The organism is Streptomyces sp. NPDC002580 (assembly GCF_042889485.1).
Classification (GTDB): Bacteria; Actinomycetota; Actinomycetes; order Streptomycetales; family Streptomycetaceae; genus Streptomyces.
Window position 1 is genome coordinate 166,171 of record NZ_JBIAQZ010000005.1, and the last position, 14,691, is coordinate 180,861.

10 protein-coding genes are annotated in these 14,691 nt (G+C 72.3%); 3 read left to right on the plus strand and 7 right to left on the minus strand.

The genetic code is table 11. The features are described from left to right. Positions 1 to 413: 413 nt before the first annotated feature. From ACFYW7_RS17490 to rsmI, 7 genes are all read right to left on the minus strand, one after another. Positions 414 to 2,219 (minus strand): ABC-F family ATP-binding cassette domain-containing protein, encoded by a 1,806-nt coding sequence (locus ACFYW7_RS17490; RefSeq protein ID WP_389503018.1) that lies wholly within the window; start codon positions 2,217 to 2,219, stop codon positions 414 to 416. Positions 2,220 to 2,389: 170 nt separating this feature from the next. Further along, positions 2,390 to 3,289: a 4-(cytidine 5'-diphospho)-2-C-methyl-D-erythritol kinase gene (locus ACFYW7_RS17495; RefSeq protein ID WP_389503021.1), complete on the minus strand. Its 900-nt coding sequence runs from the start codon at positions 3,287 to 3,289 to the stop codon at positions 2,390 to 2,392. Further along, positions 3,286 to 4,239 (minus strand): 16S rRNA (adenine(1518)-N(6)/adenine(1519)-N(6))-dimethyltransferase RsmA, encoded by a 954-nt coding sequence (rsmA, locus tag ACFYW7_RS17500; protein ID WP_389503023.1) that lies wholly within the window; start codon positions 4,237 to 4,239, stop codon positions 3,286 to 3,288. Before rsmA ends, ACFYW7_RS17495 begins: the two co-directional genes overlap by 4 nt. Before the next feature lie 58 nt (positions 4,240 to 4,297). Then, on the minus strand, positions 4,298 to 5,638 hold the full coding sequence (locus tag ACFYW7_RS17505; RefSeq protein ID WP_389503715.1) for a ubiquitin-like domain-containing protein: 1,341 nt from the start codon (positions 5,636 to 5,638) through the stop codon (positions 4,298 to 4,300). An 872-nt stretch (positions 5,639 to 6,510) separates the two neighbouring features. Beyond that, complete coding sequence (locus ACFYW7_RS17510) at positions 6,511 to 7,401, minus strand: TatD family hydrolase (RefSeq protein WP_389503025.1); 891 nt, start codon at positions 7,399 to 7,401, stop codon at positions 6,511 to 6,513. A 115-nt stretch (positions 7,402 to 7,516) separates the two neighbouring features. After that, positions 7,517 to 7,978, minus strand: coding sequence for a hypothetical protein (locus ACFYW7_RS17515; RefSeq protein ID WP_389503027.1), 462 nt, complete (start codon positions 7,976 to 7,978; stop codon positions 7,517 to 7,519). A 228-nt stretch (positions 7,979 to 8,206) separates the two neighbouring features. Continuing rightward, the gene (gene rsmI, locus ACFYW7_RS17520) at positions 8,207 to 9,064 is read right to left on the minus strand and encodes a 16S rRNA (cytidine(1402)-2'-O)-methyltransferase (RefSeq protein WP_389503029.1); all 858 of its coding nucleotides are present in this window, start codon (positions 9,062 to 9,064) and stop codon (positions 8,207 to 8,209) included. A gap of 95 nt (positions 9,065 to 9,159) precedes the next feature. On the opposite strand from rsmI, the gene ACFYW7_RS17525 reads away from it, so the two are divergent. The 3 genes from ACFYW7_RS17525 (at position 9,160) to ACFYW7_RS17535 (ending at position 14,580) form a co-directional block, all read left to right on the plus strand. Beyond that, positions 9,160 to 10,899 carry a dolichyl-phosphate-mannose--protein mannosyltransferase gene (locus ACFYW7_RS17525; protein WP_389503031.1) on the plus strand — a complete coding sequence of 580 codons (1,740 nt, stop codon included), beginning with the start codon at positions 9,160 to 9,162 and terminating at the stop codon, positions 10,897 to 10,899. Between the two features lie 285 nt (positions 10,900 to 11,184). Then, a complete protein-coding gene (locus tag ACFYW7_RS17530) occupies positions 11,185 to 12,804 on the plus strand; it encodes a penicillin-binding transpeptidase domain-containing protein (protein ID WP_389503033.1) in 1,620 nt (539 codons plus the stop codon). Between the two features lie 105 nt (positions 12,805 to 12,909). Beyond that, positions 12,910 to 14,580 (plus strand): penicillin-binding transpeptidase domain-containing protein, encoded by a 1,671-nt coding sequence (locus ACFYW7_RS17535; protein ID WP_389503036.1) that lies wholly within the window; start codon positions 12,910 to 12,912, stop codon positions 14,578 to 14,580. The last annotated feature ends 111 nt before the right edge of the window (positions 14,581 to 14,691 follow it).

Sequence of the window (14,691 nt, forward strand, 5' to 3'; positions counted from 1 at the left end):
AGCGCTTCCCCCTCTTCACTGATGTGGCGCCCCACCGTCGGCGCTGGATTCGCGCCCCCTCCGGTGGTACTCAGACTGTTATCAGACGGCCCTTTCTATCACTTAGGGGAGCGCGCGAAGGGGGGTGGTGCGCGCCCTGTTCCCAAGGGAGGACCGGGCCGTGATGCCCTCGTTACGCGCCTTCACGGGCCCTTCACGCCGGGCGCGCACGCTGCTCCCAGCGGCGCGGGAGACACCGCGGGAGGGGCGCGTCACGGAACTGACAGGCGCCCAAGGGGAGTTCACGCCTCCTGACGCGCCGTGTGCGCCGGACGGGCACGCCCGCCAGGTGGGCGCGCCGACGAACGCGCCGGGTGGTGCCTCCGCTCCCGCGCAGGCGCCACCGGGTCGGCGAGGGCGTAACGCCCTCCCGGTTACGCGTCCTCCGCAAGCTCCAGCCAGCGCATTTCCAGCTCCTCGCGCTCCCCGGCCAACTCGCGCAGCTCGGCGTCGAGTTGGGCGACCCTCCCGAAGTCGGTCGCGTTGTCGGCGATCTGGGCGTGCAGCTTGGTCTCCTTCTCGGACATCTTGTCCAGCTGCCGCTCGATCTTCTGGAGTTCCTTCTTCGCGGCGCGGGCGTCGGCGGCGGACGCGGCCTTGGCCGGGGCGGGGGCGGCGGCGAGCACGGCGGCCGCGGCGACCTCCTCCATCTTCCGGCGCCGTTCCAGGTACTCGTCGATCCCGCGCGGGAGCATCCGCAGGGTGCCGTCGCCGAGCAGCGCGAACACGTTGTCCGTGGTGCGCTCGATGAAGAACCGGTCGTGGGAGATCACGATCATGGAGCCGGGCCAGCCGTCGAGGAGGTCCTCCAGCTGGGTGAGGGTCTCGATGTCGAGGTCGTTGGTGGGCTCGTCGAGGAAGAGGACGTTGGGCTCGTCCATCAGCAGGCGCAGGATCTGGAGCCGGCGGCGCTCACCACCGCTGAGGTCCCCGACCGGCGTCCACTGCTTCTCCTTGTTGAAGCCGAACGTCTCGCACAGCTGCCCGGCGGTCATCTCGCGGCCCTTGCCGAGGTCGACCCGGTCGCGGACGGCCTGGACGGCCTGGAGCACGCGCCAGTTCGGGTCGAGCTCGCCGACCTCCTGGGAGAGGTAGGCGAGCTTGACGGTCTTGCCGGTGACGATCCGGCCGGCGGCGGGCTGCTGCTCGCCGCCGCTGCGGGCGGCCTCGGCCAGGGCGCGCAGGAGGGAGGTCTTGCCCGCGCCGTTCACCCCGACCAGGCCGACGCGGTCGCCCGGGCCGAGCTGCCAGGTCAGGTGCTTGAGCAGCACCTTGGGCCCGGCCTGCACGGTCACGTCCTCCAGTTCGAAGACGGTCCTGCCGAGCCGCGAGTTGGCGAACTTCATGAGCTCGCTCTTGTCGCGGGGCGGCGGCACGTCGGCGATCAGCTCGTTGGCGGCCTCGACGCGGAAGCGCGGCTTGGAGGTACGGGCCGGGGCGCCGCGGCGCAGCCAGGCCAGCTCCTTGCGGACCAGGTTCTGCCGCTTGACCTCTTCGGTGGCGGCGATGCGCTCACGCTCGGCGCGGGCGAACACGTAGTCGGAGTAGCCGCCCTCGTACTCGTAGACCGCGCCCTTCTGCACGTCCCACATGCGGGTGCAGACCTGGTCGAGGAACCACCGGTCGTGGGTCACGCACACGAGCGCGGAGCGGCGCTCGCGCAGGTGCTTGGCGAGCCAGGCGATGCCCTCGACGTCCAGGTGGTTGGTGGGCTCGTCGAGGATGATCAGGTCCTGCTCCTCGATGAGCAGCTTCGCCAGCGCGATACGGCGCCGCTCGCCACCGGAGAGCGGGCCGATCACGGTGTCGAGTCCCTGCGGGAACCCGGGCAGGTCGAGTCCGCCGAAGAGACCCGTCAGTACGTCCCTGATCTTGGCGTTGCCCGCCCACTCGTGGTCGGCCATGTCACGGATGACCTCGTGGCGGACGGTGGCCGCGGGGTCCAGCGAGTCGTGCTGGGTGAGCACGCCGGTGTGCAGGCCGCCGGAGTGCGTGACGCGGCCGGTGTCGGCCTCCTCCAGCTTGGCGAGCATGCGGATCAGGGTGGTCTTGCCGTCGCCGTTCCGGCCGACCACGCCGATCCGGTCACCCTCGCTGACGCCGAGGGAGACCCCGTCGAGCAGTGCACGGGTGCCGTACACCTTGCTGACGGACTCGACATTGACCAGGTTGACGGCCATTTCTCTCCTGACAGGGGGAACGATCGACAAGGGGACGACCGACCCTCAAGGGTAGTCCGCGCGGTGCGGCCGCCGAGCCGTGGCGTACGTCGGCCCGCTCCGCCCCCTGCCCGGCGCGTTCCTTCCCCCGTCCGGCCCGCTCCGCACCGCTGTCGCCCGCGAGTCCGGCGTCAGAGCACCGTGGCGCCGGGGGCGGGACTCCGCGTGGCCCGTGCGGAACGGCAGGTGCCCGAGGCGAGCAGGGCCTCGGCGATCGTCCGCGCGGACTCCGCGTCCGGGGCGAGGAAGGCCGTGGTCGGGCCCGAGCCCGAGACGAGCGCGGCGAGGGCGCCGGCCGCGCGGCCCGCCGCGAGGGTGTCGGCGAGTTCCGGGAAGAGGGAGAGGGCCGCGGGCTGGAGGTCGTTGGAGACGGTGCGGGCGAGCGCCCCGGCGTCCCCCTTCGCCAGCGCGTCCAGCAGGTCCTGCGAGGCGACCGGCTCGGGGACGCGTACGCCCTCGTTCATGCGGTCGAACTCCCGGAAGACCGCCGGGGTCGACAGCCCTCGCCCGGCCGTCGCGAAGACCCAGTGGAAGGTCCCGCCGACCTCCAGGACGCTCAGCCGCTCGCCCCGTCCGGTGCCGAGCGCCGCCCCTCCCACCAGGGAGAACGGCACGTCGCTGCCCAACTCGGCGCAGATCTCGAGGAGTTCCTCGCGCGAGGCGTTCGTGCCCCACAGCGCGTCGCAGGCGAGCAGCGCGCCCGCTCCGTCCGCGCTGCCGCCGGCCATGCCGCCGGCGACGGGGATGTCCTTGGCGATGTGCAGGTGGACGGCGGGGTCGAGGCCGTACCGGCGGGCCAGTTCGAGGGCCGCGCGGGCGGCCAGGTTCGAGTGGTCCAGGGGCACCTGGTCGGCGTCCGGGCCCGCGCAGGTGACGCGCAGCCGGTCCGCCGGGGTGACCGTGACCTCGTCGTACAGGCCCACCGCGAGGAACACGTTGGCCAGGTCGTGGAAGCCGTCGGGGCGCGCGCCGCCCACCGCGAGCTGGACGTTGACCTTGGCAGGGACGCGTACCGTCACCGTCTGCGTCACGGCTGGGTCGACTCCTCGTTCTCGGTGCCGGTCTCGCCGGCGTTCGCGTTGCTGTACCGGCGGGCGCCCTTGGCGCCGGCGCCCTCCACCTCGCCCCGGTTCTCGGCGATCCGGGCGAACTCCTCGACGGTCAGCGACTCACCGCGGGCCTGCGGGGAGACCCCGGCGGCGACGAGCGCGGCCTCGGCGGCGGGGGCCGAACCGGCCCAGCCGGCGAGGGCGGCGCGCAGCGTCTTGCGGCGCTGGGCGAAGGCGGCGTCCACGGCCGCGAACACCTCGCCCTTCACGGCGGTCGTGGAGACCGGCTCGGCCCGCCGGGTCAGGGCCACCAGGCCGCTGTCGACGTTGGGCGCCGGCCAGAAGACATTGCGCCCGATGGAGCCGGCCCGCTTGACCTCGGCGTACCAGTTCGCCTTCACGGACGGCACGCCGTACACCTTCGAACCGGGTGCGGCGGCGAGCCGGTCGGCGACCTCCGCCTGGACCATGACGAGGGTGCGCTCGATGGTCGGGAAGGTGTCGAGCATGTGCAGCAGGACGGGCACGGCGACGTTGTACGGGAGGTTCGCGACCAGCGCGGTCGGGGGCGGGCCCGGGAGTTCGCGGACCTGCATGGCGTCCGAGTGCACGAGAGCGAACCGGTCGGCCCGTCCGGGCATGCGGGCGGCGATCGTCGCGGGAAGGGCGCTCGCGAGGACGTCGTCGATCTCGACGGCGACGACCCGGTCCGCCGTCTCCAGCAGGCCGAGCGTCAGCGAGCCGAGGCCTGGTCCCACCTCCACGACCACGTCGTCGGGCCGCACCTCGGCGGTCCGCACGATGCGGCGCACCGTGTTCGCGTCGATGACGAAGTTCTGGCCGCGCTGCTTGGTGGGCCGCACGCCGAGGGCCGCCGCGAGTTCGCGGACGTCGGCGGGGCCCAGGAGGGCGTCGGAGGTGGGGCTGGTCACGAGCCAAGGGTACGGGTGCGGGAGCGCGCGACGGCTTTTCGCCCCCTGCGGACGCGCGTCAGCCGCGCAGCCGTGCCCCGCAGTGCGGCCAGGGGCTCGCCCCCCGGCGTACGTACAGCTTCTTCGCCCGGAGGGTCTGTTCCGCGGCCGGGGCGTCCTGGGGGCGCCCGCTGCCGCCGAGGGCCTGCCAGGTGTGGGTGTCGAACTGGTAGAGGCCGCCGTACGTCCCCGACGGGTCCACGGCGCCGGGCCGGCCGCCGGACTCGCACGCGGCCAGGCCGGACCAGTTCAGGTGGTCGGCGCCGTCGACGGAGACCGGAAGGGGCTTCGTCCCGACGCGGACCAGCCGGGCCCGCGGCTCCCGCACGACCTCGGAGCCGACGAGGCGCGGCTTCTGCCGGACCCCGTTGACGGTGCGCAGGGCGTAGGTGATGCGGCGGGCTCCGTACCGGCCGGGGCTCTCGACGAGCTCGATGCCCTTGAACAGCGAGGAGTCCTCCGCCCGGCGCACCTCGAAGGGGATCCGCTCCTCACGGACCTCCCGGGTCCCGGTGACCCGCAGGACGGTGACCGTCTGGCCGTCCCGCGGGAAGCTCCCGGCCGGGACGGAGATCGTGTCCTGTCCGTGCAGCGCGATCCCGGCCTCCTCGACGGCCTCCTCGACGCTCGCGGCGTTCGTGCGGATCGTCCGCGCCCGGCCGTCGGCCATGACCGTGACCGTGCGTTCGGTCCGCACGTCGAGCGCCAGGCCCTGGCGTCCGATGCGCTGGGAACGCGAGGTCGACAGGTACGCGCCCTCGGCCCGCACCCCCAGTTGTCTGAGCGCCCCTTCCACGGTGTGCGCCGTCGTCCACACCTTGCGCCGGTCGCCGTCGAGGGTGAGGGTCACCGGACGTCCGTAGCGCACCGCGACCTCGTCCCCGCTGGCCAGCGCCGTACCGGGGGCGGGGGCGACCACGTCGTGCGCGCCCACTTCCACGCCCTCGTCGGCGAGCAGCTCCGTCACGTCGTCCGCGAACGTGTGCAGCGTGCGCGGCCTGCCGTCGACACTGAGCTCGATCGCCTTGTCGTTGGCGACGAACGCGGAGGTGCCACCGGCGAGGAACGCCACGACCAGGGCCTGCGGCAGCAGCCGGCGCAGGGGGTCGGGGCGCTCGGCCGTGCGCCTGCGCCGCCCCGCGCGCCGCGCCTCGGCCCGCCCACCGGCCACGGGCACGCCGTCGAACCCGTAGGCGTCGAGCCGGTCCGCGCCATCTCCGTCGGTGCCATCTGCGTCGGCGCCGTGCTCGTAGGCACCATGGCCGTGGACGCCGTGTTCGTAAGCACCATGACCGTGGGCGCCATGTTCGTGGGCGCCATGACCGTGCACGCCATGTTCGTGCACGCCATGTTCGTGCACGCCATGTTCGTGCACGCCATGTTCGTAGGCCCCATACTCGGCGCCGCCCCGCCCGTCGACTCCCCGCCCGTCGACGCCATGCCTGCTCCTGGTGCCCCCGTGGGCCTCACGCGCCCCCGGCGCGCCACCCGCACCATCCGGGCCCGGTGCGCCCCGTACGCCGCCCTGCCGGCCCGCGGGGGGAACGGGAGGCGTGAACGTGACAGTCACCGTGTCGGCCGGCTGACGGGGGAGGCGGGGCTCGGTGGGCGCGTCGGGAGCGCCGCGTGCCCCGCGTGCCCCGAAGGCTCCCGGCACACCGGGGGCGGGCGGCAGGTCGGGGGCCGCGGGCCCGGGCACCCGCGCCTCGTACGCCGGGCGGTAGGAGTCCGGGGTGTTCTGCCCGTAAGGCTCGTAGCGCGCGTATCCCTCGTGCCCCGTGTACTCCGCGTAGCCCGGGTATGCCGGGTATCCAGAGTGGCCCGTGTATCCCGCGTGACCCGCGTGACCGGGGGACTCCTCGTACGCCGCCGTCGCACCGGACGGACTGAACGCACCGGCCTCGCGAGCCGCGCCGCCGTACCCGTCGGGGCCGCCGGACCCGCCCGCCTCGGCGAGCGCCTCCGCCGCGGGGGCGCCGGCCACGGCGACGGTGACACCGGCGACTCCGACGACGACCGTGGTGGCCTCGGGGTCACCGGTCGGTCCATACGCCTCGTACTGCTCGTACCGCGAGCTGCTCACGACGACACGCTCCAGGGGTCCGGATCGGGGCGACCAGAACCTAGCGGAGCGGTCGTCACTCTCCCAAGCAACGCGGCTACGCTGTGTCGCGACACTCCCTCGCGGAAGACCGGCGTTCCAGCAGGTGAACCCCCGGCGGCCGTTACAGGTCAGTAATCGAACGCCCGCGCGGTGTTGGCGGAGATCGAGGTCGCCAGCGTGTCCTCGTCGATCCCGCGCACCGCGGCCATGGCGCGCACCGTGACCGGAATGAGATACGGCGCGTTGGGCCGTCCGCGGTACGGCGCGGGGGTCAGGAAGGGCGCGTCCGTCTCGACGAGGACGAGCTCCAGCGGGGCCACGGCCAGCGCGTCGCGCAGCGGCTGGGCGTTCTTGAAGGTCATGTTCCCGGCGAAGGACATGAAGTAGCCGGCGCGGGCGCAGATCCCGGCCATCTCCGCGTCGCCGGAGTAGCAGTGGAAGACGGTCCGCTCCGGGGCGCCCTCCTCCTTCAGGACGCGCAGGACGTCGGCGTGGGCGTCGCGGTCGTGGATGACCAGGGCCTTCCCGTGCCGCTTGGCGATCTCGATGTGGGCGCGGAAGGAGCGTTCCTGGGCCGCCATCCCCTCGGGACCGGTGCGGAAGAAGTCCAGGCCGGTCTCGCCGACGCCCTTGACCTGGGGAAGGGCGGCGAGCCGGTCGATCTCCGCGAGCGCCTCGTCCAGCGCGGCCTCACCACCGGGCCGCCGGGCCCCTTGCCGGGACCAGCCGTCGGGATCGCCGTGCACGATACGGGGCGCCTCGTTGGGGTGCAGGGCGACGGTGGCGTGGACGGCGTCGTACGTGGCCGCCGTCTCGGCCGCCCAGCGGGAGCCGTTCACGTCGCAGCCGACCTGGACGACCGTCGTCACCCCGACCGCCGCGGCCTTGGCGAGACCCTCGGCGACGGTGGAGGACTGCATGTCGAGGTGGGTGTGCGAGTCGGCCACGGGAACGCGCAGGGGCTCGGGAAGCGGGGGCGCGGCGTTCTTGTCGGAGGCGCCGGAGGCGGAGGAAGGCATGCCCCGATCCTACGAAGGCGGCATGCCCGGCCTCGTCTCGCGAGGACCGTCCTCATCTCACGGGGACGGGACCGGCCCCGGGGCTCGCCCGGCGGGGACCGGCCCGTCTCGTGGATCAGCTCGCCCGGCGGTGCTGGAACGGGTGCAGCAGGTCCGACAGGTGCCAGTGGCGCGGCTCCTGGGGGGCGTCGGCGGATTCGGCCGGCACGGCCGCCGCGGGCTGCCGGGGCGGTACGGGACGCGGCTGCCGGTGCGTCACGGAGTGCATGGAGTCGAGGACGGAGGACACCTGACCGGCGCGCATGATGCGCACCACGTGACTGTCGCAGTTCAGGCAGGTGGGCCGGCTGAGCGGCGAGGGAACCACCTCTCCGTTCGCCACGTACACCACGAACTCGGCACCCTCCGCGTCACGGTGGTGCTCGATCTCGTACGACTGTTCCCAGCCGTGCCCGCAGCGCATGCAGGCGAAGGAATACGACTCGTGGACGACGGCCGTCGCCGTGCCGCGCCGCTCGGTCCGTTCGGTGACCTGACCCGCGGCGGCACCGCCGGTCCGTCCTGTGGTCTCACTCATGCCAGCTCCTCTTGTCCGCTGGACAAGCACCTCCGTCGACGGGATTCCCCCTGGATCCCACCGACTCGTCGAAGGCGAGGGACGGGTGCGTCCCTTCATCCAGTGGACGCTTCTCCCGGCGCGAACGCATCAGGCCTGTCGAGTGTTGGAGTCGTTTTGGCCCTTCCTTGCCGGAAGGGGTCGGTCACCCGGCCTGAGCTTTGCCTTTCACGATAGTCCTTTGCCCTTCTATGGGGTGCTTCGTGCGGCGTTCTTTGCCGCGACGACGGCATCGAAGACGTCCCGTTTGGGAATCCCCGCGTCCGCGGCGACGGCGGCGATGGCCTCCTTGCGCCGCTCCCCCGCCTCCTCGCGCACCTGCACCCTGCGCACCAGCTCACCGGCGTCGAGTTCCTCGGCGCCCTTGTCGGGGGCGCCCTCGACGACGACGGTGATCTCGCCGCGGACCCCTTCGGCCGCCCAGGCGGCGAGCTCGCCCAGCGGGCCGCGCTTGACCTCCTCGTACGTCTTGGTCAGCTCACGGCAGACGGCGGCGCGGCGCTGCGCGCCGAGCACCTCCGCCATGGCGGCGAGGGTGTCGTCGAGCCGGTGGGGCGCCTCGAAATACACGAGCGTCCGGCGCTCCTCGGCGACCTCCCGCAGCCGGGACAGCCGCTCGCCCGCCTTGCGCGGCAGGAAGCCCTCGAAGCAGAAGCGGTCGACGGGCAGGCCGGACAGCGCGAGCGCGGTGAGCACGGCGGACGGGCCCGGTACGGCGGTGACCTTGATGTCCTTCTCGACCGCGGCCGCGACGAGCCGGTAGCCGGGGTCCGACACGGACGGCATCCCCGCGTCGGTGACCAGCAGCACCCTGGAGCCGCCGGCCAGCGCCTCGACGAGCTCCGGGGTCCGGGAGGCCTCGTTCCCCTCGAAGTACGACACGACGCGCCCCGTGGGCTGGACGCCGAGGGCCTGGGTGAGCCGCCGGAGCCTGCGGGTGTCCTCGGCGGCGATGACATCGGCCCTGGTCAGTTCCGCGGCGAGCCGTGGCGGGGCGTCGGAGATGTCGCCGATGGGGGTGCCTGCCAACACAAGGATTCCTGTCACGGCTCCATCCTCGCAGGGGTGCGGCCCGACAAGCTCATCCGGCTGGAAGGACCCATGCACGGGACTCCCACAGACCTGTTCCCTACGATGGCGCGGTGACCAGTACCGCGTCCTCCACGGACACCCGGCAGGGCCAGGCCGCCGAGCAGCGGCCGTCGTGGCAGCAGCGGCTGCGCCGATTCGGCTACACGGCGCCGCCCAGAAGTGATGTGCGCGACCGGCTCGTACCGCCGTACGCCGAGCCAGGCCCACGGATCTGGGCCTCTCTCGGGCTGGGCCGGGAGGTCGCCGACCGGTTCAACCGCTGGTCGGGCTGGGGAGGACCGCTCCTGGTCACCCTGTTCGCCGGGCTGCTGCGCTTCTGGAACCTGGGCAGCCCGAAGGCGGTGATATTCGACGAGACGTACTACGCGAAGGACGCCTGGGCACTGATCCACCGCGGGTACGAGGTCAACTGGTCGAAGGACGCCAACGACCTGATCCTCCAGGGCGGCGGGAACGTACGGGTCCCGACCGACGCCGCCTATGTCGTGCACCCGCCGGTCGGCAAGTACGTCATCGGGCTCGGCGAATGGATGTTCGGGTTCAACCCCTTCGGCTGGCGGTTCATGACGGCGGTGCTCGGCACGCTGTCGGTGCTGCTGCTGTGCCGGATCGGACGGCGGCTGTTCCGCTCGACGTTCCTCGGCTGTCTCGCGGGCCTGCTGATGGCGGTGGACGGCCTGCACTTCGTGATGAGCCGCACGTCGCTGCTCGACGGTGTGCTGATGTTCTTCGTGCTGGCGGCCTTCGGGGCGCTGGTCGTCGACCGTGACAGGGCCCGGGCCAGACTGGCGGCCGCGCTGCCCGTCGGGGCGGACGGTGCCGTACGCCCCGACGCGCACGTCGCCGAGACCACCCGCCTGGGCCGGCGGCCGTGGCGCTGGACGGCGGGCCTGATGCTGGGCCTGGCCCTCGGCACCAAGTGGAACGGTCTGTACTTCCTCGCCGCGTTCTGTGTGATGACGGTCCTGTGGGACGTGGCGTCGCGCCGGGTGGCGGGCGCGCGGCGGCCGTACCTGGCGGTGCTGAAGCACGACGTCGGCTGGGCGTTCCTGTCGACGGTCCCGGTGGCCGTGTACGTGTACCTGGTCTCCTGGACCGGCTGGATCCTCTCGCCCGACAACGGCAAGGGCGGCTACTTCCGCAACTGGGCCGCGACCGACGGCAAGGGCGGCAACTGGACCTGGCTGTTCCCCGACTGGTGGCGCAGCCTGTGGCACTACGAGCACGAGGTCTACAAGTTCCACGTCGGGCTGTCCTCGCCGCACACCTACCAGTCCAACCCGTGGAGCTGGCTCGTCCAGGGCCGCCCGGTCTCGTACTTCTACGAGTCCCCGCTGCCCGGCAAGGACGGCTGCCCCGCCGACGCCGGCGACAAGTGCGCCCGCGAGGTGCTGGCCCTCGGCACGCCCCTGCTGTGGTGGGCCGCCTGCTTCGCGATCCTCTACGTGCTGTGGCGCTGGGCCTTCCGCCGCGACTGGCGGGCGGGCGCTGTCGCCTGCGGTGTCGTGGCGGGCTACCTGCCGTGGTTCCTCTACCAGGAACGCACGATCTTCATCTTCTACGCCGTCGTCTTCGTGCCGTTCCTCTGTCTCGCCCTCACGATGATGATCGGCGCGATCCTCGGCCCACCGGGCTCCTCCGAACGCCGCCGGGTCGTCGGCGCCGCGGGAGCGGGAGTCCTGGTCCTGCTGATCGCCTGGAACTTCATCTACTTCTGGCCCCTGTACACGGGCCAGGCGATCCCGATCGACCAGTGGAGATCGCGGATGTGGCTGGACACCTGGGTCTAGCCGGACGGACACACCGGGAGGGCACGGCGGACGCCGTGCCCTCCCGGCCGTTGTCGGCCGGGGTGCGTCGGCCACCTGGGCGGGCGTCCGCGAACGGCGCCACCTGCGCGTACGCCCGGTGTCCCGACAGCCGAACATCGCTCATGTACATGAATCGGTGTATAGGTCTAACGATTCGGCGAAGGTCTGCACCAGGAGCCCCAGCCGCACCTACAGTGCTGGGGTGGCCGACTTTTCTGAACGCGTTCAGAAGTTCGGGAAGGGGCACGGGGAGGGGTTCGTGCGATGCGCAAGGGGGCAAGGGCTGCCGTCATCGGCAGTGTTTTCGCGGTGTTCGTGGGCGGCGCCGGCTACGGCGCCTACAACGTGGTGACCTCGATCAGCGGGGGCGGCGGCGACGGGCCCGCACCGGTGAGGACCGGGCCGCCCGGCGGCGACGAGGTCAAGGAGACGAGCCGGGCGTTCTTCGCCGCCTGGGAGAAGGGCGACGCCGCCGAGGCCGCGACGTACACGAACTACGCGACGAACGCCGAGGGGCTGCTCGCCGGCTACCACGACGACGCGCACCTCACCGACGTGAAGATCACGCCGGGCCCGGCGTCCGGGACGAAGGTGCCGTTCTCCGTCAAGGCGACGGTGTCCTACGAAGGGAAGCGCAAGTCCCTCTCGTACGACTCCGAACTGACCGTCGTGCGGGGCGAGACCACCGGGAAGGCGCTGGTCGCCTGGAAGCCGTCCGTGCTCCACCCGGAGCTGAAGGACGGGGACACCCTGGTCACGGGCGAGTCGGCGAGCCCGGCGATCGAGGCCGTGGACCGCGACAACGTCGTCCTGACGAAGGAGAAGTACCCCTCTCTGGGGCCCATCCTGGACGCGCTCCGCGAGAAGTACGGCGACACGGCGGGCGGCACCCCCGGCATCGAGCTGGCGATCCGGCACGGGAACGCGGACACCGGCGACACGACCCTGCTCACCCTCGCCGAGGGGCGGGCCGGCAAGGTCCGCACCACACTCAGCGCGAGCGCCCAGGCCGCCGCCGAGAAGGCGGTGCAGCAGTTCTCCGAGTCGTCGGTGGTGGCGGTGAAGCCGAGCACCGGCGAGGTGCTGGCCGTCGCCAACCACCGCCAGGACGGCTTCAACGCGGCCTTCCTCGGCAAGCTCGCGCCCGGCTCCACGATGAAGATCCTCAGCGCGGCGACGCTCATCGACAACGGCATCACGACGGCGACCGGCCCCGCGCCCTGTCCTCCCACCGCGACCTGGCAGAGCCAGACCTTCCACAACCTCACGGGCATGCAGCCGCAGGAGAACGCCACGCTCTCCGACAGCTTCGCCAGATCGTGCAACACCGCGTTCGTGAAGTTCGCGGACGAGGTGAAGGTCGACTCGCTGACCGCCGAGGCCCAGCAGCGCTTCGGACTCGGGCAGAACAACTGGAAGACCGGCATCGAGTCCTTCGACGGCTCGGTGCCCGCCTCCGGCGGCCCGGACACCGCGGCCAACATGATCGGCCAGGGCCAGGTCCAGATGAGCCCGCTGAACATGGCGTCGGTGACGGCCACCGCGATGACGGGCACCTTCCGGCAGCCGGTCATCGTGCCGCGCGCCCTCGACGACCGCCGACTGGCCACCGCGAAGGGCCTGTCCAGCGGTACGGTCGCGCAGTTGCGCTCCATGATGAACCGCACGGCCGTCAGCGGGACCGCGGCCGGGGTGATGTCCCGGCTCGGCGGCAGCATCGGAGCCAAGACCGGCTCCGCCGAGGTCGACGGCCAGGCCAAGTCCAACAGCTGGTTCACCGGATACCGGAACGACATCGCGGCCGCCGCCATGACCCAGGAGGGCGGTCACGGCGGGGAGGCCGCCGGTCCGATCGTCGCAGCTGTGCTACGAACGGGCGGCTGAGGTCGCTGGGCACAGGAGGGGCCCCTAGGGTGGTGCTGCTCGTTGAGGAACGAGAGGCACGGGGGTGTGTCGCGGGCATCGGGTGACGGCGGAGGGCTGAAGGCTGTGGGCAAGAGAAGACGCGTCACCGAGCGGCGGAAGACGAAGCAGCCCGCCGTGCTCGGCGGGGTGATCGCCGCCGCCGTGGTCGGCGGGGCGTTCGGCGTCTACGGCCTGTACGGCAGCGGCGCCGCCGCCGACGAGGGGACCACCGCCACCACGCGCAAGGCTGTCAAGACCGGCCCGCTGTCCGCGTCCGAGGTCGGCCTCGCGTCCTCCGCCTTCCTCACCGCCTGGCAGAGCGGCGACGTCACGGCGGCCGCCGCCGCCACCGACGACTCGGCCGCCGCCAGGACCACGCTGACCGGCTACGGCAAGGACGCCCACATCACCGGCGTGAAGGTGACGCGCGGCAAGCGCTCCGGCGCCGAGATGCCGTTCACCGTCAAGGCGACCGTCACCTACAAGGGCACGAGCAAGCCGCTGACGTACGCGTCGAAACTGACCGTCGTACGCCGGGCGAAGGACGGCACGGCGCTGGTCGGCTGGAAGCCGTCCGTCGTCCACCCGGACCTTCAGGACGGCGACCGGCTGGTCACCGGGGCGTCGGGGACCCCGCCGGTCACCGCCCTCGACAGCGACGGCGGGGAGCTGACCGAGGCGAAGTACCCCTCCCTGGGCACGGTCCTCGACGGACTGCGCGAGAAGTACGGCAAGACGGCCGGCGGCAAGGCGGGCATCGAGCTGCGCGTCCTGCGCAAGACCGCGAAGAAAGGCGCCCAGAAGACTCCCGACAAGACCCTGGTGACGCTCACCGAGGGCACCCCGGGCACCGTGAGGACGACGCTCGACGCGAGCCTCCAGGCGGAGGCCGAGCGCCGGGTGGCCGCCAAGCCGAAGGCGTCGGTGGTCCTGATGCGCCCCTCGACGGGCGAGATCCTCGCCGTCGCGAACAGCGGTCACGGCTTCAACACCGCGTTCCAGGGCTCCCTCGCGCCCGGCTCCACGATGAAGGTCATCACCGCGTCGCTGCTCTTCGACAAGGGCCTGGCCTCGGCGGACAAGGAACACCCCTGCCCCAAGACGGTGACCTACGGCGGGTGGAAGTTCCACAACGACGACGACTTCGAGATCAAGAAGGGCACGTTCAAGGCGAGCTTCGCGCGGTCCTGCAACACGGCCTTCATCTCGCAGGCGAAGAAGCTGGAGAACGACGACCTGACCAAGCAGGCCCAGCAGGTCTTCGGCCTGAGCATGAACAACTGGGCCGTCGGCGTCCCGTCGTTCGACGGCGCGGTGCCGGTGCAGAGCGCCGCGCAGATGGCCGCGTCGCTGATGGGCCAGGGCGGGGTCCGCATGAACCCGCTGAACATGGCGTCCGTCGCCTCCACCGTGAAGTCCGGCACCTTCCACCAGCCGTACCTGGTCGCCCCGTCGGTCGACCACCGCACGCTGGCCACGGCGCCCCGCACCCTGTCCGCGTCCACGCTCGCCCAGCTGCGCGAGGTCATGCAGTACACGGCCGCCGCAGGCACCGCCGCCGAGGCCATGTCCGGCCTCGGCCCCGACTACGGAGCCAAGACCGGCTCCGCCGAGGTCGACAACCAGAAGCAGCCGAACGGCTGGTTCACGGCGTGGAAGGGCGACCTGGCCGGTGCGGGCGTCGTCCAGCAGGGCGGCCACGGCGGCAGCACGGCGGGCCCGATCGTCGCGGCCCTGCTGAAGGCCGGCAGCTAGCTCCGCGCTGGCGGGGCGGCCCGCCGGTGTGCGCGGCGCCGCTCGCCGCCGCCCCGGCACGGTGATTCCGGTAGGACCGAGCGGACCCCGGACACCCCGGGCGGAGCCCAG